This is a genomic window from Ruegeria sp. C10, from assembly GCF_056537805.1.
Genome location: NZ_JBQFSC010000001.1, coordinates 501,027 through 521,238, shown reverse-complemented (window position 1 = coordinate 521,238; position 20,212 = coordinate 501,027). Strand labels below are relative to the sequence as shown.

Here is a 20,212-nt window from a genome sequence, read left to right as displayed (position 1 = left end):
GAATAGGGCCGCTGATGGCGGCCCCCCTCCCCCTTATTGTGACGGTCCAGTCGGATTGAATGCGGACAGGCCCTTGAGGATATCGATGGCATAGGCCAGTTGATAATCCTCTTCCCGCAGCTCCGCGGTGGCTTCGGCCTTGGCGCGATCTTCTTCGATCTGGCGAATCTCGTCCTCGCTGAGGCTGTCATTGTTCAGGCTGCCGCGCAGATCGGCCTCGGACCGGGTGCGGGTGTTTGTATCTTCCTCTTCCTCGTCAACCGGGTTGTTGCGCGGTTGCTCGACGATGATGTCCGGGCTGACGCCAAGCGCCTGAATCGAACGACCCGAGGGCGTGTAGTAGCGAGAGGTTGTCAGACGCATAGCCCCGTCACCCCGAAGCGGCATGACCGTCTGCACCGATCCCTTGCCGAAGCTCTTAGTGCCAACCACGATGGCGCGATTGTGATCCTGCAAGGCGCCCGCGACAATTTCCGACGCCGAGGCCGAACCACCGTTGATCAGCACAACGATGGGCTTGCCTCCGGTCAGATCGCCGGGTGTTGCGTTGAATCGCTCACCATCTTCAAGATTGCGACCCCGGGTCGAGACGATTTCGCCCTCATCCAGGAACGCGTCAGAGACCTTAATGGCCTGAGTCAACAGCCCGCCGGGATTGTTACGCAGATCCAGAACGATGCCATTGACGTTTTCGATGCCCCCGGCCTCTTCAATCTGTTCTTCCAGTCCTTCCTTAAGGTTCGGATAGGTTTGGTCATTGAAGGTCGTGACACGCAACACGACACTTGTACCTTCGGTACGTGCACGAACTGCGGTCAGCTTGATCGTGTCGCGAACGATCGTTACGTCGAATGGCTCCTGCTCGCCTTCACGCACGACTGTGATCACGATTTCCGATCCCACCGGGCCGCGCATCAGGTCCACGGCTTTATCCAGCGTCAGCCCCAAAATGCTCTCGCCATCCACATGAGTGATGAAATCGCCCGCTTCGATACCAGCAGCATCCGCTGGGGTGTCATCGATGGGCGATACAACTTTGACAAAGCCTTCTTCCTGCGTAACTTCGATACCGAGCCCGCCAAACTCGCCACGTGTCTGCACGCGCATCTGCTCGGCATCATCAGGCGACAGGTAGCTGGAATGTGGGTCTAGCGAGGTCAGCATCCCGTCAATCGCAGCCTCGATCAGCTCGTCGGTTTCTACCTCTTCGACATACTGGGCGCGAATACGTTCGAAAATGTCACCGAACAGATCAAGTTGTTCGTAAACGCTTGCCTTGTTCTCGGCCTCTTGCGCAAGCAAAGGGCCTGCGATCTGTGTTGTTGCGACTATCCCTGCCACGGTGCCGGCCAGTCCGGCCATCACAAATTTCTTCATACTCGTTTATCCATCCTTGTCCGTCCGGAACCATGATTCCGGGTCCACTGGGCTGTTATCCTGTCTTACTTCTATATAGAGCGTTTCTGACCAGTCAGTTCCAGTGCCATCACCGCTTGTTGACATAATAGCGCCGATTTCCGGAGTTTCACCCGGCATCAAACCTACCGGAGTACCCTCGGGTATCACTTCCCCGGTCAGACCATATACCTCTTGCAGACCTGAGAACACGAATAGCAATCCGGGCTGGGGTTCAAGGATCACAAGATTCCCGAGATCCAGCAAGGGCCCGCGGTAACGGATCGTGGCAGCCGTTGGCGCGGTGACCAATGCGCGGGGTCGCGTGCCCAGCACCAGCCCGGGGCGCGTTACCCCCGCTGCGTCCGTTTCGCCCGCCCGGTGCAGCATGACCCCTTGTGCGGGCAAGGCGATTTGACCTTTCCGGCCCGAGACATCTGCATTTGTATCTTCAATCTCACCATCGGTGATCTCGGATAACCCACTGGCAAACCCATCCAGCGTTTCGGTCGAGGATATCAGGATCGCTGTACGCACAGGATCTTCTACGAAACGGCGAGGCAGATCGGTCCGGTCCGCTATCGCCTCACTAAGCTGCGTGCGGGCATCCTGAACACCCTCCAACCCTTCGGTCAGCGTATTGGCAGCGTTTTGTTGAAGCTGTCGCAGTGTCTGTACCTCTTGCAATTCGTTTGCTAGCGCCTGAGCCTGCGCGTTCAACCCAGGCGTGACTTCGGACAACATCATACCAGTGCGCGCGGCCCCAAGTGGGCCGGACGGGTGCAGCATAAGTACCGGAGGCGCGGTGGTTTCGATCGTCTGCAGAACACCTAACAGCTGCGCCACCTCCTGCTCTTGTACCTGCAATTCTGCAGTCAATTGCGCCTCGCGCAAGGCCGCGCGGCGCAGGCCGTCGCGCATGGCGCTCAGACCGGCCTCGTAGGCTTTTATGGTTTCGGTCAGAGCTTTGACCCGGTCGCGGGCAGATTCGGCCTCAGTCAACGCGATCGAGGCTTGCTCCAGCATCTCGGCCGCTTCTAGTGCCGCCTTTGACGGGCTGGTTTGGGCGACGACAGGGGTGGCCCAAATCAGCGCTGCAGCAACGATCGGGCGCAATCTCATGTCAGCAAGCTTTCCCCTGTCATTTCAACGGGTTTCGGCAATTCCATAAGCTGCAACAAAGTTGGAGCAAGATCGGCCAAGCGCCCATCGCGCAGGCTTGCCCCTTCGGGGCCGCCGACCAGAACAACAGGCACGGGATTCAGCGTATGCGCCGTATGTGGACCGCCCGTTTCCGGGTCAACCATCATTTCACAATTACCGTGATCTGCAGTCAAAATCATCGCACCCCCGACCTGCTTCAGCGCTGCAACCACCTGCCCCAGCCCTTGATCAACAGCTTCACAGGCTTCAATCGCAGCTTGCAGATCACCGGTATGACCAACCATATCTGGATTGGCGTAGTTGGTGACGATCAGATCATATCCGCCGTGGATCGCCTCGACGAACTTTTCTGTCACTTCGGCCGAGGACATCTCGGGCTGCAAATCATACGTCGCCACTTTGGGCGATTTGGGCATGAAGCGATCCTCGCCACCCTCGGGCTGCTCTTTGCCACCGTTCAGGAAGAAAGTGACATGAGGGTACTTCTCGGTTTCGGCCAGCCGGAACTGGCGCAGGCCTTGCTTAGCAACCCATTCGCCCAGCGTGTTCACGATATCCCGCTTGGGAAATACGGTCGTCATATAATCGCTGTGGCCATCGGAATACTCAACCATGCCCAGTAACGCCGACAACTGCGGGCGCGGACCGTTGTCGAACTCAGCAAAACCGGGCTCCCCAATTGCCCGCAGGATTTCTCGGGCACGGTCGGCGCGGAAGTTCAGGCAAAAGAACCCGTCACCGTCCTTAATACCGGAATAACCAGCAAGAACCGTGGGCGCGATAAACTCGTCGGTTTCGGATTGGGCGTAGGCATGGTCGACGGCCTCATGGGCCGAGGCCACAGTGCGCCCCTGACCTTTGACTATTGCGCCATAGGCCTCGGAGACGCGTTCCCAGCGATTATCGCGGTCCATGGCAAAGTAGCGCCCACAGACGGTGACGACCTTTGCGCCATCGGGCAACCGGTCTTCGAGTTCGGCGATGTAGGTAAAGGCCGATTTCGGGGCCACATCGCGCCCGTCGGTGATCGCATGTAGCGCCACAGGCACACCCGCATCGGTAGCCGCTTTGGCGGCAGCTACGATGTGATCCAGGTGCCCGTGCACGCCCCCATCCGATACCAGCCCCATCAGATGCGCTGTCCCGCCTGCAGCTTTCACCTTAGCGATGAAGCTCTGCAGCGCCTCATTGTGAAAGAAAGAACCGTCTTCTATGGCTAGGTCAATCTGCCCCAGATCCATCGCAACCACGCGCCCAGCCCCGATATTGGTGTGACCAACCTCGGAATTACCCATCTGACCACTAGGTAGACCCACATCCGGCCCGTGCGTTATCAGTTGCGCATGAGGACCTTCAGCCATGAGAGCATCAAAGGTTGGCGTATTTGCCAGATAAGGCGCATTGGCCTTGGTGTCGTCGGATAGGCCCCAACCATCAAGGATACAAAGGACAACGGGCTTTGGGGCGGTCATGAAAGCTCTCCGATTGAGGCGGCGTTGCTGTCTTCTACCCCCTGCCCGCTCAAGGTTGAACCGTCATTAGGGCCACGAATGAAGAATTAATCTGTCTTGTAGTCCCCAAAGGGTCGCGCTTTGCGGTTGCGGTATTTAACGGTCAGCTCAAGCGGCATCTCGTTTTCGTCGTAAATACCGATCACCACGCCTGTTCCTCGGCTTGATCCACGCATGTTTAGCAGTTGTTCTTCCGACCGGGTCGTGCGCTGCGACTGGCGCCGCGTCCAGGTGAACAGGTGATCATACATCTCGGTGATGATGTCTGCATGCTCATCGCTTACGCCAAGGTCCGTCAGCTCATTCGGATCATTCTCTAGATCAAACAAAAGCGGGCGATAGCCCCCTTCACAATGGATCAGCTTCCATTTCTCGTTTGCAACCATGAACATGACCGCATCCCGAACCGAGGCGTTCAGTGTCTGCGCAATGGGGGATGCGGAGTAGTCGTACTCACAAATCACCACATCGCGCGGAGTGCTTTCGGCCTGACCGTGCAGGATGGGCAGCAATGAATGCCCCTCCAAAATGTGCCCCGCAGGTTCACCGCCTGCGATGTCTAAAAACGTAGGCGCTAGATCGATGGATTCGACCAATGCATCGCATGTGGTGCCGCGCGTGGCATCAGCCTCGGGCGATGGATCATAGATGATCAGCGGCATTTTGGTCGAGGCGTCATGGAAGAAGGTCTTCTCTCCCATCCAGTGATCACCCAGAAAATCCCCGTGGTCCGAGGTCAGCACGATCATCGTGTCCTGCATTCGTCCGGTCTGTTCCATCCAGTCAAACAGCCGCCCCATTTGGTCGTCAGCCTGCTTGATCAGGCCCATATAGGCTGGAATCACGGCCTCGCGTACATCCTGACGGGAGAAGGTCTGGCCGATTTTCGTATCCATGAACGCTTTCAGCACCGGATGAGCGTTCTGCCGTTCAGCTTCGGACCGAATGACAGGCAGAATGTGTTCGGGACCATACATCGAGGCGTAGGGTTCTGGCACAATATAGGGCCAATGCGGTTTGATATAGCTGAGGTGGCAGCACCACGGCCCCTCATGGTTTTCCATGAACTCCATGCCGCGAGAGGTGAGATAAGGCGTTTCGCTGTCTTCCTCGGCGATATTCGCGGCCTCTGACGAATTCTTCAGGAACCAACCTGAAAGTACATTGCCCTCTTCATCCAGCCCCGAATTGGCGAAGTCGTGCCAGGGGTTGTCACTCTCATAGCCTTTGTCTTTCAGATACTCGTTGTACCTTTTGGCGCCATCCGGGTCATAATACCCATCCGGTCCTTCGGGGCGCATCCCGTCATCGCGTTCAAAGACATCAAACCCGCATTCAGCGACGCGCGCGCCGATCAGGCTGTCGGGCTCAAGCCCCAAACGGGCCATGCCCTCGGCATCTGCGCGCATATGAGTCTTGCCGACCAACCAGCAATCCATCCCTACCTTGCGCAAGTGATCGCCCATGGTGATCTCACCAACTTTCAGCGGGATTCCGTTCCATGACGCGCCGTGCGAATGCACATAGCGGCCGGTATAGGTCGACATACGGGAACTGCCGCAGATCGGTGACTGGATGTAGGCCCGTGTGAACCGCATACCCATCGAGGCGAGACGGTCAATATTTGGCGTATGCAGATGTGGATGCCCGTAGCAGCTGAGATAGTCCCAGCGCAATTGGTCGAACATGATGAAGAGGACGTTCTTGGCTTTGTTCATGCCAAGAGGGTTATCCTAGCCTTCCATCTGTTGCAGCATCTTTTTCGCACGCTTGCACTGCAACTGGTCGCGCAGAGGGCTGTCGGGATCGATATCCTTTTGACAGACCACACATTTATCGGCACCCGAGATCGCGTTCAGGCCACCGCAGCTGCCTTTGATGGTTTTGCCCATCAACATCACACCCAGCGCCATGCCAACCATGACGATCAGCAACAGGAAAAAGGCTAGAATAAAGGTGCTCATAGCGGTTCCTACCGGTCAGTTGGTCCCCAGCGCATCCTTGAAGGCGCTGCTTTGTACGGTGATATAGGCTTCTTCTCCGCTTGTCACATCCCGCGAGATGAAGAACACGGCAAGTTTATGCTCTTCGGCCAATTCCATGCCCTTTTCCTGGCCCAAGGCCAGCATTGCCGTTGCCCACGCATCCGCCATCATGGCGTTGTCTGCTAAAACAGTAACCGAAGTGGTGCGATGAGTAATCGGGCGGCCCGTCGTCGGGTCAATGATATGCGAATAGCGCACCCCGTCCTGTTCGAAGAAGTTCTTGTAATCACCCGAGGTCGCCATTCCCAGATTGTCGAGCGGCACGATCAACTGGATTGATTGCGCGCCAGTCTCGGGTTTTTCGATCCCGATCCGCCAGCTTTCGCCTTTGTCATTCTCGCCCATGGTCACCAGATCACCACCGATCTCGACCATATAGTTCTCGATCCCGGCCTCGCGCAGCTGTGCGGCAACCGCATCGATGCCATAGCCTTTGGCAATCGCAGACAGGTTGATCCCGACTCCGGCCTCTGACTTGGCCAAAGTGCCCGCTCCGCGATCCAAGTCTAACAACCGCGCTTGTCCCACTTGCCCTAGCGCTGTCGCGATCTCGTCATCTGCCGGAATTGGGTCTTCAGGTTTTCGCGGTCCAAACCCCCACAATTCGATCAGCGGACCAAGGGTGACATCAAACGTTCCGCCGGATTTCTCGTGCACCTCATTTGCGGCCTCGATCACGAAGGCAAACTCGTCCGACACTTGCATCGGGTCCGTGCTGCCTGAGGCCGAAAAGGTCGAGACCTCGGAATTCGGGTCCCAGTTGGACATCTTGGCGTTGACCTGCGCCAGAGTCTCCTGAACCGCTTGGCCAAGCGCAGCTTCGTCCAAATCATCGCCGATTGCAGTGATGTTAAACGTGGTGCCCATCGTCTCGCCGGACAGGCGCACCACGTCCGGTTCTTTGTCAAACAAGCAGGCCGAAACAATCAAAAGTGAGGCCAGTGCGATCAGTGGGCGCATGATGCAATCTCCCGGGAGTGTTCTTGCCCGGCATATGCCAGTGACCCTGTTCAGAGTCAAACCGGCCTCAGATCTTCAGCGGCAAAAACGCCAATGCACACAGCCCGACTGCTGCCGGGACACCGAACAGCCAAGCGCGCTTTTGCCAACCCTCCGGTTGCTGTTTCCACGCCATGCGAAAATTGTGGCCGCAGACCACCACGATAAAGAAGATCAGCGCGGCAACTGGTGGGGTCAGATACAGGTTGCTCACAAGCAATTTCCTTTTAAAGTGGCCAAGTTACGCCGGTTTTCGAAATTGCACCCTATACAGGGCCGGTCCCTGCGGTAAGGTAGGTTGTAAGGACAATACCGGTGAAAGAGGAGACCGCCCATGGCCCCAAGCTCTTACCAGCCTCCGACACGCGGCGACAAGGCCGCGGCGACAACCCGCAGTCAATCAGTTGAGACCAATCTGTCGCATACCCAGACAACGGTTGCGAAACTGATGGAAGGTAAAGGGGATGCCGTTTTTTCGGTGCGGCCCAACGACACGATTCACTCGGTCGTGGATATCTTGCGCGAAAAACGCATCGGGGCTGTTGTTGTGACAGATCAGAATGGTGCCCTGCAGGGTATCCTTTCCGAACGTGATATCGTGCGCCGTATGGCGGAAACGCCCGGCCAGACCCTACCCCAATCCGTGGCTGATCTTATGACGACTGAGGTTAAAACCTGCAGCCCCGAAGATTATCTGAACGACGTGCTGAAAACCATGACCGAAGGCCGGTTCAGGCATATGCCCGTGCTGAGTGATGGAAATCTGCGCGGGGTGATCACCATTGGCGATGTGGTTCATTTCCGCTTGAAAGAACTGGAATACGAAGCACTTAGAATGAAGCAAATGATCGTCGGTTAGCGACTTACGCTGATACGCGCGCGATTCCGGTGCGCGCTGTCGAGATAAATCGGACAGAACCAGGCGAGATTTCCGCAGCCGTCAACTGATCGGTGATGAACGCACCTGTATCGATCGAAATGACATCATGCTCGACCCGAGCTTCGTCGACGATGGTATGGCCATGCACCACCCATTGCTCGTCTTTCCGGCGTTTCTTGCGGAAATGAGGATGCCCCCAAAGGCAAGTTCTGTCCTGTTGCCGATCGACCGGCTGCGAAGGATCAAGCGCGGCATGAACAACCGTTACATTCCCGCTCGTCCAGGTCAGCGGCCGATCATGCAGCCAGTCCAAAAGCGGTTGTCCCATCGCTTGCTGCAGTTGTTCGGCAACGGCTTGCGGGTTGGACTGGTCAATATCAGCAAGCCCAAACGAAGCCAAAGTCTGAGCACCGCCATTATACAGCCAGACACGCTCCATCCGGGTTGGATCAGACAAAAACCCAAGCAGCATATCTTCGTGATTGCCTTTCAGGCAGATCGCCCGGGTTTCGGGGTTCGTGTCGAGGTGATGTAGCTGACGCAACACCTGCGCGCTGTATCCGCCCCGGTCAACATAGTCGCCTACAAACACCACCGGACAGTCGTTATCCAGCGCAGGCAGGAGCCGTTGTAAAAGATCCAACCTCCCATGAATGTCTCCGATTGCGTAGAATTTTTCTGTAGGCGCCAAAGAATGCAGATCCACCGTCCGATCAGGCGGTGTTTGAGATGCGATAAGCCTTTTAATCCATCCGGTTAACATAAGACCTGCTGCCTAATGCGGAAAAATATGGCGCAGCATTCGCCAAATGCAGACGTTGATATTGGCAGCCTGCCCAACATCAGACCCAAAAATGAAAATGGTCGGTCCCAAGGGTTGGAACCGACCGATGCTGTTTATCCGCCAAAATCATCGAGCATGATGTCTTCGCGGTCCACGCCCAGATCCAGCAGCATGTTGATGACCGACTGGTTCATGATTGGCGGACCACACATGTAGTATTCGCAATCCTCGGGTGCGGGGTGGTTCTTCAGATATTCCTCGAACAGAACGTTGTGGATAAAGCCAGTGTAGCCTTTCCAGTCATCCTCGGGCTGGGCGTCCGACAACGCAACGTGCCATTCGAAATTGTCGAATTCCTTGGCCAGCGTGTCGAAATCTTCGACAAAAAACATCTCTTTCTTCGACCGCGCGCCGTACCAGAAGCTGATCTTGCGGTTGCGGTTTTCAAGGCGTTTGAGCTGGTCAAAGATATGGCTGCGCATTGGGGCCATACCAGCACCACCACCGATGAAGACCATCTCTTTTTCTGTCTCGCGAGCAAAGAACTCGCCAAAGGGACCTGAGATTGTGACCTTGTCGCCCGGTTTCAGGTTGAAAATATACGACGACATCTGACCCGGAGGGATACCTTCGGACCCAGGAGGGGGCGAAGCCACGCGGACGTTCAGCATGATCATGCCTTTTTCATCCGGATAGTTTGCCATGGAATAGGCGCGTTCGATCGGTTCGGCGACGACGGATTTGTACTGCCATAGATTGAAGCGATCCCAATCCTCGCGGTATTCTTCTTCTACGTCGAAATCCGTATAGGCGAGCTGGTGTGCAGGCGCTTCGATTTGGATGTAACCACCAGCGCGGAAGTTCACGTCCTCACCTTCCGGGAGGTCCAATGTCAGAGCCTTGATGAAGGTCGCCACATTCTCGTTCGAGCGAACTGTGCATTCCCATTTCTTGACGCCGAAGACCTCTTCGGGAACTTCGATGTCCATATCCTGCTTGACTGCAACCTGACAGGATAGCCGGTCACCACAAGACGCCTCGCGCTTGGTGATATGGCTTTCCTCGGTCGGCAGGATCGAGCCACCGCCGGAATGCACGCGCACGCGACATTGCGCGCAGGTGCCACCACCACCACAAGCGGAGGGTACGAATAGCTTCTCTGCCGCAAGCGTCTGCAGCAGCTTGCCACCCGCCGGAACCGAGATTGTTTTCTCACCATTGATGGTGATGTTCACGTTACCGGTTGAAACCAGCTTGGACCGCGCCGCCATGATGATGGCAACCAAACCAAGAACGATAACGGTGAAAAGGGCTACACCTAAGCCAAAGGTTTCCATTCCGCCCTCCTTACAGTTTCACGCCCGAGAAGGACATGAAGGCCATCGCCATCAGTCCAGCGGTGATGAAAGTGATGCCCAGGCCTTGCAGACCATCGGGAATGTCCGAATACTTCAGCTTTTCCCGAACACCCGCCATCGCGGTAATCGCCAGAGCCCAGCCAAAGCCAGAGGACAGACCGTAAGTCGCCGCTTCGGCAAAATTGTAGTCGCGTTCCACCATGAACAGTGAACCACCCAAAATGGCGCAGTTTACAGTGATCAGCGGCAGGAAAATCCCCAGCGCGTTGTAGAGCGGGGGGAAGTACTTATCCAGCACCATCTCTAGGATCTGAACCATCGCCGCAATCACGCCGATATACGAGATCAGTCCAAGGAAGGTCAGGTCCACATCCGGGAAACCCGCCCAAGCCAGCGCACCCGGTTTCAGCAGATAGTTCAGCAGCAGATTGTTGGCAGGCACGGTGATGGCTTGCACCACCATGACCGAGATGCCCAGACCCAGCGCAGTTGAAATCTTCTTCGAAACAGCGATGAAGGTACACATCCCCAGAAAGAAGCTGAGCGCAAGGTTTTCGACAAAGATGGCCTTTACGGCCAGTGAAATCAGACCTTCCATCAGTGGGCCTCTACCTGCTGGATTTTGTATTCACGCTCTTCCACCTGGTTCGGCTTCCATGTGCGGAAGGCCCAGATGATCAGACCGATGATGAAGAAAGCCGACGGCGGCAGTAGCAGCATGCCGTTGGGCACATACCAGCCGCCATTGTTGACGGTCTCCAGAATGGTGACGCCGAACAATGACCCGGCCCCGAATAACTCACGAATGAAACCTACCAGCAGCAGGATCAGTCCATAGCCCATTCCGTTACCCATACCGTCGATGAATGACGCGACAGGAGGGTTCTTCATCGCAAAGGCCTCGGCGCGGCCCATCACGATGCAGTTGGTGATGATCAGGCCCACGAAAACCGACAGCGTCTTGGAAATCTCAAATGCATAAGCCTTGAGGATCTGGTCCACCAGGATCACCAGTGAGGCAATGATAACCATCTGCACGATGATCCGGATCGAACCCGGGATTTGGTTTCGCAGGCACGAGATAAAGAAGGACGAGAACGAGGTCACGAAGATCACCGCCAGCGCCATCACCATCGATACCTGTAACGACGAGGTCACCGCCAGCGCCGAACAGATGCCCAGCACCTGCAGCGTGATCGGGTTGTTGTCGACAAGCGGGTCGACCAGCATCTCTTTCTTGGTCTGAGACATCAAAGCTCTCCTGCTTGCAGTTTGGCCAGGAACGGAGCATAGCCCGCGTCGCCCATCCAGAATTTCACCAGGTTATCGACACCAACCGAAGTCAGCGTCGCGCCTGCCAGCGCATCGACATAGAAATCAGGACCTGCTGCGGGTTGCGACTTGGCAACGGTGATTTGCAGATCGCCTGCATCATCGCGCAGCTTTTTGCCATTCCACAGCGCCTTCCAGCGAGGATTGTCCACCTCGGCGCCAAGGCCCGGTGTCTCACCGTGCTGATAGAACTGCAGGCCGTAGATATCGTTGCCGTTGTTTTCCAGCGCGATGAAACCATAAAGCGTGGACCACAGGCCATAACCGTGAAGCGGCAGGATTACCTTGTCGAGCGCGCCTGCATCATCACGCAGCAGATAGATCACGCGGTACTTGGACTTGCGCCCGATCCCAGCCGGGTCATCGTTCAAAGCGACGCTCAGTTCTGGATCGCTGGCAGCAGCGATATCATCGAAGGTGGTCGCGTCGAACTGATCGTCAACGAATTCACCTGTAGACAATTCCAGTACATGCGGTTCAAACGCAGCGAATGCCTCGGTCACATCAATGCCTGGTTCGTAGATGCCGGCAACTTGCAGAACGTTGACTTGCTTATCCTTCAAACGGTTGATTTCCTGCACCGGGCGCAGGCTGACCGCAGCAGCAGACACGACCATCGAGGCTACAAGGCAGACGGCAACGGCAACAAAGATAGTCTTGCCAACCGAATCCGGCGAAGCAGCCAGAAACTTGGCAATCGCTCCCTTGGGTTCATTGGATTGCGTATCAGACATGGCGACGCGCCCTCCGTTTGATGTTTGCCTGGACGACGAAATAGTCGATCAGCGGCGCAAAAACGTTTCCGAACAAGATTGCCAGCATCATACCTTCTGGGAAAGCGGGGTTAATGACGCGGATCATCACAACCATGATACCAATCAGCGCGCCATAGATGTAGCGGCCCATATTGGTGTGGCTGGCCGAAACGGGCTCAGTTACCATGAACGCCAGACCAAAGGCGTAGCCCCCAAGAACGATATGCCAGTACCAAGGCATCGCGAACATCGGATTTGTGTCCGATCCGATCAGATTCAGCAGAAGCGTGAAGCCTATGGTGCCCGCAAGACAGCCCACAATCAGGCGATAATTGGCAATCTTGGTCGTCAGCAGGAAGGCCAGGCCGATCATGCAAGCCAGCGTCGATGTCTCTCCAAAGCTACCCTGAATTTGCCCGAAGAACGCATTGGCCCAGGTGATCCCGTCGGCCGCCAGTGCCTGAACGCCTTCAGCAGCGGAGATGCCCAATGCAGTCGCACCGGAAAATCCGTCCACCGGGGTCCAGACTGAATCCCCCGACATTTGCGCGGGATAGGCGAAATATAGGAAAGCACGCCCGACCAGCGCGGGGTTGAGGAAGTTCTTGCCCGTGCCACCAAATACTTCCTTACCGATCACGACACCGAAAATGATGCCTAACGCGACCTGCCACAATGGCGCTGTCGCAGGCATAATCAGGGTGTAAAGCATCGAGGTTACTAGAAAACCCTCGTTGACCTCATGGCCGCGTACAGTGGCGAAGATGACCTCAAAAATACCGCCCGCAACCAGTGTGGTGATGTAGATCGGAAGGAAATACATCAATCCATGCATCACATTGGCGAAAATGCTGTCAGGGTTCAGCGAGATGCCGAACACCTGCAGGATCGCAATCCGCCAGCCTGTTGCCGAATCCGGTCCCAACGTAGCGATGGCCGAGTTTGCCTGATAGCCAGTGTTATACATCCCCCAGAGGATTGCGGGGATCGTAGCAATCACGACATAGGTCATGATCCGCTTCATATCCACGTAAGAGCGCGCATGCGGCGCGACGGTCGTGACGGTTTTCGGAGTGTAGATAAAACTTTCCACCATCTCGTAGATGGGGAAATATTTTTCGTACTTGCCGCCCTTGGTAAAGTTCGGCTCGATCCGATCGAAGAAGCTGCGCAAACCCATGTGGATCAGCCCTCCTTTTCAATCTTGGTGAGGCAGTCGCGCAGCGCCAGCCCATATTCATATTTCGCAGGGCAGGCAAAGCCCACAAGGCCCAGGTCTTCTTCGTCCAGTTCCAGTGCACCCAGCGCCTGCGCGGTGTCGGTGTCCATCACCAATAGCGCCCGCAGCAATTGCGTCGGCAGATAATCCTGGGGCATAAGCTCTTCGAATACACCCGTCGGCACCATCGCGCGGCGACCACCATTCAGGTTAGACGTGAATGAATAGAGCTTCTTGGCAAAAGCCGATCCCAAAACAGGCTGTACCGCATATTTCGAAGACATAGGAAGAATCCAGCCCAGTGTGTGCTGATCATGATCTTCGCGAATAATGCTGATCTGTCGCGCAAAACGGCCCAGGTAGGCGGTCGGACCATCGGCATGCTGCCCCGACAAGATCGACCCCGAGATGATCCGCGCGATCCCGTCGACGTTCACTTCATCCCGGGTCAGGTCATCCGTCGACGCGCCCATCACGGTGCGGATCAGGCGCGGTTGGCGCGCGCCCGGTCCAGACAGAGCAATCACGATGTTTGTATCCAGATGACCGGTCTGCATCAGACGACCGATCGCGATCACGTCCTGGTAGCCAATGGTCCAAACCTGCTTGTCCCCTCCCAGCGGCTCAAGGAAGTGAATATGAGTTCCAGCAAGGCCCGAGGGGTGTGGGCCGGAAAACGCAGCCGCTTCTATACCTGGCAGATCGGAACCGGGGATGGATGCCCCCTCTTGCTGGCACAGATAAGTCTTGCCGTCGGTCAGGTTTGAGACAGCTGCGAGACCAGCCGCAAATGCCTCGCCCGCATCCGCAATAACCAATGCCGCATCACCTGCCAGTGGATCGCTGTCCATGGCTGTCACGAAGATTGCTGTAGGCTTGGAGCCTGGTTCGGGCATCTTTGAATAAGGACGTGTCCGGAAAGAAGTCCACAGCCCGGCCGCGCAGAGCTTAGCCGTAACACCTTCGGCAGTCTCGGCATCGCCGGTGCCCGAGAAATCTATGCCGGCGTCATTGGCATCCGAAACCTCGATCACCACGCTCTGCAATACACGTCGCGCCCCGCGATTAATTGCCACGACCTTGCCAGTCAGCGGCGCGACCATCATCGCGTCGGGCGCATCCTTGTGGCAGAATAACGGCGTTCCTCGCTGGACCGCGTCGCCCTCTTGCACCAGCATCTTGGGCTTTAATCCGATATAATCACTGCCCAGAACGGCAACCGACGAGAATTCAGGCCCCGGCTGGATTTTCTGTTCGGGCGCGCCTTCAACCGGCAAATCCAACCCTTTTTTTAGTTTGAAAGTTTGCATGTTGCTACGTTCTTCCAAGCCTTTGTCCTGCGCCTGCTGCGCGCCATCTTACAATGATGCCAGGAAATAACACGAAATTTCCCGTCTGTCCGGTCGCGAAAGCGCCATTATCCGACCAGAATCCGCAGGCGTATTTCCGATCACGGGTCCTTTACGCGGGGATGAGTGCAAACGCAAACCTGTTACCGCCCAAAATCGAAAAGGAATGTCACATTCTTTTGAGCTTACGGTCGTTCAGAACAATTTGCCCATTTAATTTGCGTGTCGCACAGGCTGATCAACCGGTGTAAGCAACCACAATGGACAACAATGATAAATTCGAGATTTTTCTGATTGCCACTCCAGGGCTCGAAACGCCTTTGTGTGCCGAGGCCATCGAGCGCGGATTCTCAGGCGCCAGGATCGTTCCAGGTGGTGTCGTGTGCCGTGGCGATTGGCCGGAAGTCTGGCGCGCCAATCTGGAATTGCGCGGTGCCAACAAGGTTCTGGTGCGACTGGGCAGTTTCCCCGCCGTGCATTTGGCGCAATTGGACAAGCGCGCCCGAAAATTCCCGTGGGCGAGTTATCTCAGGCCAGACATTCCCGTGAAGGTCGAAGCAACCTGCCGTAAATCTCGTATCTATCATGCAGGAGCGGCGCGACAGCGCATCGAACAAGCCATATCCGAGGGGCTCGGCACCTCAATCTTACTCGATGGCAAAGTCCGCGTGCTGCTACGAATCGAAAAAGACATATGCACGATCTCCGTCGACACATCCGGCGAGCTCTTGCACAAGCGCGGTCATAAGCCTGCAGTCGCCAAGGCCCCGATGCGGGAAACAATGGCTTCGATGTTCCTGCGTGAGTGTGGGTTTGACGGGTCTGAACCGGTTCTGGACCCGATGTGTGGCTCTGGAACATTCGTTATCGAAGCGGCTGAAATTGCACTTGGTCTGCCCCCAGGCCGCTCACGTCAGTTCGCATTCGAAGATTTGGCAAGCTTCGATCCAGATGTCTGGCAAAAAATGCGCACTCGTACCGGTCGACCCGAAACGGAGCTGAGATTCTTTGGCTCAGATCGCAATACAGGCGCAGTCGATGCTTCACGCTCTAACGCCCGACAGGCACAAGTGGATCATGCCACCCGATTTCAGCACTGTTCGGTCAGTGATATCAAGCCGCCAGAAGGCCCAGCTGGGCTGGTCATCGTCAATCCGCCCTACGGGGCACGCATCGGTGATGAAAAGCGCCTGCGGTCGCTCTATGGCAGTTTAGGCAAGGTATTATCCAGTCGTTTCCAGCGATGGCGTGTCGGCATCATCACCACCACACCCGGACTTGCCCGCGCAACGCGATTGCCAATGCTTCCCCCCGGCCCAATCGTTGATCACGGCGGAACAAAAATCCGACTGTATCGAACCGATCCGTTGCAGTGACTCAGCGAATTCGCAGATCGGGCGAAGGGTTAAAACCACCCCTCGAATCCAGCGACGACATATGTGTGTACGCCCAAAATCCCTCTTGCACATCGATATGACGAGGTATAGATCACGCGCCACGGTCGGAGTGTAGCTCAGCCTGGTAGAGCACTGTCTTCGGGAGGCAGGGGTCGGAGGTTCGAATCCTCTCACTCCGACCAAAAACAAAGTTCCTGAAGGGCCTCTTTGTTTTTCTGCGATATCCAGCTTAGCAAAAGTCGCTAGTCATCCCAGTTCAGTTCAAACTCTTCGCGAAAGGCAAACCGTTTCAGGTGATCGGAAATCACTGTCTTCCAACTGTCCAGGTCATCGCGTGGCTGCGCCGAGGCGCGAACTTCCAGTGCTACTGGCGTCGCCTTTAGTTCGACGGCATTGCCACTATCAAAAAAAACGGTTCCAGTATTTGCATCGAACTCGACCTGTCCCTTATGTGACCAATGTTTGCACAATTTCTGTAAGTACTTGCTGGCATTTTCTGTTGTCGCCGATCCGATAGCGTTTTGTCGCGGCAAAAGCGCGAGGCCGTTTTGCGCTTTTGCGCGCATACTCTTTGCGAAAAGGGTGACGTCAATTTCAGTGGCCAGAAAGGTCACGCCGATCTCAAGGCACCTACGCTGCATTGCTGGGTCCAGTGTTAGGATACCCGCGGCTTTACCTGCCGCGACGATGCGGGTCAGCGCGTCTTCAATGGCCTCCACAACATCTGGATGCCCGGCGTTGCCGATATGACCCATGTCGGCGGCCAGATCTGCAGGTCCGATAAAAACTCCGTCTACTCCATCAATTGTCAGAATGTCGTCTAGAGCGGCCATGCCAGCGTTGTTCTCTACCTGTACCAGCAGACAAATCTGCTCATCCGCCGTATCAAGGTAGTCCGGGATCTCGGCAAATTGCGAAGCCCGTGCAAGGGATGATCCCACACCTCGCACGCCGTGTGGGGGGTATTGCACCGCCCGTACCAGTTCGCGCGCCTGATCAGCGCTTTCGACCATCGGCACCAGAATACTCTGAATACCCGCATCGAGATATTGCTTGATCATCCATGTCTCACCAATCGGTAGACGTGCAACGGGCGCGCTGCCCGAACTTTCGATCACTCGCACCTGTTCAAGGGTCGAGCGCAGGTCGTTTGGTGCGTGTTCGCCATCGACCAACAACCAATCGAACCCTGCGTTCGCGGAAATTTCTGCTGCATATGCGTCGGCCATTCCGATCCAGCACCCGACCTGAGGCTTTCCAGCCTTTAATGCGGCCTTAAAGGTGTTCTTTGGTGCGGGCATGTCGCTGCTCCTTTAGGCAAAACTGATGTCGACGGATCCAAACGATCCGAAATCGGCGTGGATTTCCGCACCCGATGGGCATTCGATCGGGCGAATGAAGCTGCCGGACAGGATCACGTGGCCGGGTTCAATGCTCTGGCCGTATTGCGCCATGCGACGGGCCAACCAGACCACACTTTCGACCGGATCATTCAATACGCCCGCACCCAGGCCGGTTTCCTCGATTTCACCGTTGCGGAAGGTTAGGGCCCCTACCCATCGCAGGTCAAACGCATCCGCTGGGTGGCGTTCCGCCCCTAGTACAATGCCGGCATTTGCAGCATTGTCGCTGATCGTGTCGAATACAGTGCGTGCCTTTCCAGTCTCAGGGTCTGCCCGCTTTATACGAGTGTCGAGGATTTCAATGGACGGAGTAACATAGTCGGTCGCTTGCAAAACCTGATCGCGATTCACATCCGCGCCACCAATGTCCTCCTTCATGACAAAGGCGATCTCGGCTTCGATCCGGGGTTGGATGAAACGACCTGCGGGAACGGTCCCGCCATTTTCAAAGGCCATGTTGTCAAACAGGATACCACTATCAGGAATGTCGATATTCAAAGCATATTGCATCGCTTTCGAGGTCAGCCCGATCTTCCAGCCGATGACCTTGCGCCCTTCCGCCAGCTTGGCCCGATAGATGGCATTCTGCACTTCATAAGCGTCATCCATCGCCATTTCGGGATACCGCAATGTCAGTAGACCGATCTGCTGTCGATTCCTTTCCGCGTTCAGCAGATCGGCGGCAGCGCGCGCATGGTCTTCGGAGGTCATATCTGCTCATCCTCGATGGTGTTGCGCAGGGTGCCGATCCCATCGACGGAAACCTCGACCACATCGCCGGGAGCCAAGTATTTTGGCGGATCAAATCGTGCACCTGCGCCGGTTGGGGTGCCGGTAACGATGATATCGCCCGGTTGAAGCGTCATAAAGGTTGATATGTATTCAATCTCGCGCCGGATCGGAAACATCATTCGGTTCAACGTATCGTCCTGACGCAACTCACCATTCACATGGGTCTGAATGCGGGCGCCATCCAGTTGCGCGGCATCAGTGAAAGGGACCAGCCAAGGGCCGATGGCACCCGATTTGTCCCAGTTCTTGCCTTGGGTGACGTTGAACTTGGCGTGCCGAACCCAATCGCGGATCGTACCTTCGTTGCACAAGGTCAGGGCTGCGATATGGCCATAAGCATCGTCCTGCGAAATCCGGCGGCCTGCTTTGCCGATCACGATGGCCACTTCACCTTCGTAATCCAGCGTGTGATTTTCAGGCGGTCGGATCAGTGGGCGATTATGGCCGGTAAATCCACTGGCGAAACGCGGAAATAGCGACATGTATTTCGGCTGGGCGCTTCCATCTTTGTATTCCGCGTTGCGATCTGGAAAGTTCACGCCAACGCACAGAATACGGCGGACATCCGGCATCACCATCTCAAAGGTGAAATCCGTATGGGTTACCGGCTTTCCCTCAGCAGCCTTGATCAATTGGCCAAACGCCCCTGCGGCGACAACCTCGTAGAGGCTTTTGAACTCGGCAAATTCGCTGTTTAGTGCGACCGCGCCTTCATCAGTGATCGCACCAAAATGTGTTTCACCGTTGGCAGTGTAGGTTGCAATGCGCATCAGGCCTCCTCGGCGTTATGGAACCCGCCCATACTAAGATGTTTTAGATCAAGCATACTTTGCTTACGGTGCGATGATGGGAGACGCAGACAGGTCTGGCTCGTTTACATCCACACCGACAAAGGATGTGCCGTGTTCAAACCAACTGCGCGGCGCCGGAGCGCCCCAGAGCGTCTGACGCTGCGGGTCCTTCAGGTCCCATTTGATCGGCTCCAGATCGGGGTCAACGGTCTGATAATCCGAGCAATAAATCTCAATCCGGTGTCCGTCGGGATCGAGGATATACAGGAAGAAAGCATTCGAAATACCATGTCGCCCCGGGCCGCGTTCGATGTTGTCCACATAGCCGGTGGTGGCCATTAGATCGAGCAAATCGATGATGTTCAGTGGTGTTGGCACCCAGAAGGCCACGTGGTGCATCCGTGGGCCTTTGCCATTGGTGAAGGCCATATCATGCACCCCACCCTTGCGGTGCATCCACGCGGCCCACAGTTTCTTGCTGTCTTCGTCTTCCGTATACTCGGTCACGCGGAACCCGAAATCACTATAAAACGCGACACTGTCATCGACATTGGTCGAGAAGCAGTTGAAGTGATCGATCCGCAGCGGTTTCACACCACGATAGAGTGCGTATTTCTGATGGATCGGCTCCAGGCGATCCATCTTGTGATAGAACTCCAGCGGTATGCCCATATTGTCCGAGGTTAACAGAGTCCGGCCCTGATAGGGGCGATCAACCCATGAGGTCGGTCGGCCTTTGGATATAAAATACGCCTCGGCCCGATCCAAATCATCCTCGTCGAATGTTTTGAAGCCCATGACCTCGACAGTCGCCGGCTGATCGGATTTCTGCAGGATCACACAATGATGTCCACGTTCCTCCATAGCGCGCAGGTAGACATGTGTGTCGCTTTCGTCCGAGACCTGCAAACCCAGAACCTCCGAGTAGAATTTGCGCGAAGCAACAAGATCGCTGACGTTCAGGCAAACATGGCTCAGCCGGATCGTGTTGAAGTCGGGGTACAGGTTGGGGGCTGGAACGGGCATTGAAACCTCCTG

Annotated in this window: 20 protein-coding genes and 1 tRNA gene; 3 read left to right on the top strand and 18 right to left on the bottom strand. The window is 56.0% G+C overall.

Translation table 11 applies throughout. The features are described 5' to 3' along the window. Positions 1-33 precede the first annotated feature (33 nt). The 7 genes from ACR0DE_RS02340 to ACR0DE_RS02310 all read right to left on the bottom strand — a co-directional run bounded on the left by ACR0DE_RS02340 (position 34) and on the right by ACR0DE_RS02310 (position 7,328). Positions 34-1,377, bottom strand: a complete 1,344-nt coding sequence (locus ACR0DE_RS02340; protein ID WP_170393963.1) for a S41 family peptidase — start codon at positions 1,375-1,377, stop codon at positions 34-36. Positions 1,378-1,383: 6 nt separating this feature from the next. Then, positions 1,384-2,517 (bottom strand): peptidase M23, encoded by a 1,134-nt coding sequence (locus tag ACR0DE_RS02335; protein ID WP_170561994.1) that lies wholly within the window; start codon positions 2,515-2,517, stop codon positions 1,384-1,386. Beyond that, entirely contained in the window at positions 2,514-4,031 is a 1,518-nt protein-coding gene (gene gpmI / locus ACR0DE_RS02330; protein ID WP_480751590.1) for a 2,3-bisphosphoglycerate-independent phosphoglycerate mutase, read from the bottom strand. The genes ACR0DE_RS02335 and gpmI overlap by 4 nt, the downstream gene beginning before the upstream one ends. An 86-nt stretch (positions 4,032-4,117) precedes the next feature. Beyond that, the gene (locus ACR0DE_RS02325) at positions 4,118-5,788 is read right to left on the bottom strand and encodes a sulfatase-like hydrolase/transferase (RefSeq protein ID WP_480751588.1); all 1,671 of its coding nucleotides are present in this window, start codon (positions 5,786-5,788) and stop codon (positions 4,118-4,120) included. 15 nt (positions 5,789-5,803) lie between these two features. Beyond that, complete coding sequence (nqrM, locus tag ACR0DE_RS02320; RefSeq protein ID WP_170393970.1) at positions 5,804-6,034, bottom strand: (Na+)-NQR maturation NqrM; 231 nt, start codon at positions 6,032-6,034, stop codon at positions 5,804-5,806. Positions 6,035-6,049: 15 nt separating this feature from the next. Beyond that, the gene (locus ACR0DE_RS02315; protein ID WP_480751586.1) at positions 6,050-7,075 is read right to left on the bottom strand and encodes an FAD:protein FMN transferase; all 1,026 of its coding nucleotides are present in this window, start codon (positions 7,073-7,075) and stop codon (positions 6,050-6,052) included. 67 nt (positions 7,076-7,142) lie between these two features. After that, positions 7,143-7,328, bottom strand: a complete 186-nt coding sequence (locus ACR0DE_RS02310) for a hypothetical protein (protein WP_480751583.1) — start codon at positions 7,326-7,328, stop codon at positions 7,143-7,145. Between the two features lie 120 nt (positions 7,329-7,448). Between ACR0DE_RS02310 and ACR0DE_RS02305 the strand changes: the two genes are divergently transcribed. Further along, on the top strand, positions 7,449-7,973 hold the full coding sequence (locus tag ACR0DE_RS02305; RefSeq protein WP_170393976.1) for a CBS domain-containing protein: 525 nt from the start codon (positions 7,449-7,451) through the stop codon (positions 7,971-7,973). Between the two features lie 4 nt (positions 7,974-7,977). Here ACR0DE_RS02305 and ACR0DE_RS02300 read toward each other — a convergent pair whose 3' ends face one another. The 7 genes from ACR0DE_RS02300 to ACR0DE_RS02270 form a co-directional block, all read right to left on the bottom strand. Further along, complete coding sequence (locus ACR0DE_RS02300) at positions 7,978-8,757, bottom strand: metallophosphoesterase (RefSeq protein WP_480751579.1); 780 nt, start codon at positions 8,755-8,757, stop codon at positions 7,978-7,980. Positions 8,758-8,891: 134 nt separating this feature from the next. Beyond that, entirely contained in the window at positions 8,892-10,115 is a 1,224-nt protein-coding gene (gene nqrF, locus ACR0DE_RS02295; protein ID WP_170393981.1) for an NADH:ubiquinone reductase (Na(+)-transporting) subunit F, read from the bottom strand. 10 nt (positions 10,116-10,125) lie between these two features. Next, positions 10,126-10,734, bottom strand: a complete 609-nt coding sequence (gene nqrE / locus ACR0DE_RS02290; RefSeq protein ID WP_050603817.1) for an NADH:ubiquinone reductase (Na(+)-transporting) subunit E — start codon at positions 10,732-10,734, stop codon at positions 10,126-10,128. Continuing rightward, on the bottom strand, positions 10,734-11,387 hold the full coding sequence (locus ACR0DE_RS02285; RefSeq protein WP_152460184.1) for an NADH:ubiquinone reductase (Na(+)-transporting) subunit D: 654 nt from the start codon (positions 11,385-11,387) through the stop codon (positions 10,734-10,736). Before ACR0DE_RS02285 ends, nqrE begins: the two co-directional genes overlap by 1 nt. After that, positions 11,387-12,202 (bottom strand): Na(+)-translocating NADH-quinone reductase subunit C, encoded by an 816-nt coding sequence (locus ACR0DE_RS02280; protein ID WP_170732679.1) that lies wholly within the window; start codon positions 12,200-12,202, stop codon positions 11,387-11,389. The genes ACR0DE_RS02285 and ACR0DE_RS02280 overlap by 1 nt, the downstream gene beginning before the upstream one ends. Beyond that, positions 12,195-13,403: an NADH:ubiquinone reductase (Na(+)-transporting) subunit B gene (locus ACR0DE_RS02275; RefSeq protein WP_170393985.1), complete on the bottom strand. Its 1,209-nt coding sequence runs from the start codon at positions 13,401-13,403 to the stop codon at positions 12,195-12,197. The genes ACR0DE_RS02280 and ACR0DE_RS02275 overlap by 8 nt, the downstream gene beginning before the upstream one ends. 5 nt (positions 13,404-13,408) lie before the next feature. Beyond that, a complete protein-coding gene (locus ACR0DE_RS02270) occupies positions 13,409-14,752 on the bottom strand; it encodes a Na(+)-translocating NADH-quinone reductase subunit A (protein ID WP_480751574.1) in 1,344 nt (447 codons plus the stop codon). Between the two features lie 299 nt (positions 14,753-15,051). On the opposite strand from ACR0DE_RS02270, the gene ACR0DE_RS02265 reads away from it, so the two are divergent. Together ACR0DE_RS02265 and ACR0DE_RS02260 are read left to right on the top strand one after the other, a co-directional pair. Further along, entirely contained in the window at positions 15,052-16,167 is a 1,116-nt protein-coding gene (locus ACR0DE_RS02265; protein WP_480751569.1) for a THUMP domain-containing class I SAM-dependent RNA methyltransferase, read from the top strand. A 126-nt stretch (positions 16,168-16,293) separates the two neighbouring features. Further along, a tRNA-Pro gene (locus tag ACR0DE_RS02260) sits at positions 16,294-16,370 on the top strand. A 60-nt stretch (positions 16,371-16,430) separates the two neighbouring features. On the opposite strand, the gene ACR0DE_RS02255 is transcribed toward ACR0DE_RS02260, so the two are convergent. From ACR0DE_RS02255 to hpaD, 4 genes are all read right to left on the bottom strand, one after another. Then, positions 16,431-17,489 (bottom strand): aldolase/citrate lyase family protein, encoded by a 1,059-nt coding sequence (locus ACR0DE_RS02255; protein WP_480751566.1) that lies wholly within the window; start codon positions 17,487-17,489, stop codon positions 16,431-16,433. A 12-nt stretch (positions 17,490-17,501) separates the two neighbouring features. After that, positions 17,502-18,302, bottom strand: coding sequence for a 2-oxo-hept-4-ene-1,7-dioate hydratase (gene hpaH / locus ACR0DE_RS02250; protein WP_480751563.1), 801 nt, complete (start codon positions 18,300-18,302; stop codon positions 17,502-17,504). Next, positions 18,299-19,153 (bottom strand): fumarylacetoacetate hydrolase family protein, encoded by an 855-nt coding sequence (locus ACR0DE_RS02245; protein WP_480751560.1) that lies wholly within the window; start codon positions 19,151-19,153, stop codon positions 18,299-18,301. Before ACR0DE_RS02245 ends, hpaH begins: the two co-directional genes overlap by 4 nt. Positions 19,154-19,216: 63 nt before the next feature. Next, on the bottom strand, positions 19,217-20,200 hold the full coding sequence (hpaD, locus tag ACR0DE_RS02240) for a 3,4-dihydroxyphenylacetate 2,3-dioxygenase (RefSeq protein ID WP_170393998.1): 984 nt from the start codon (positions 20,198-20,200) through the stop codon (positions 19,217-19,219). Positions 20,201-20,212: the final 12 nt, after the last annotated feature.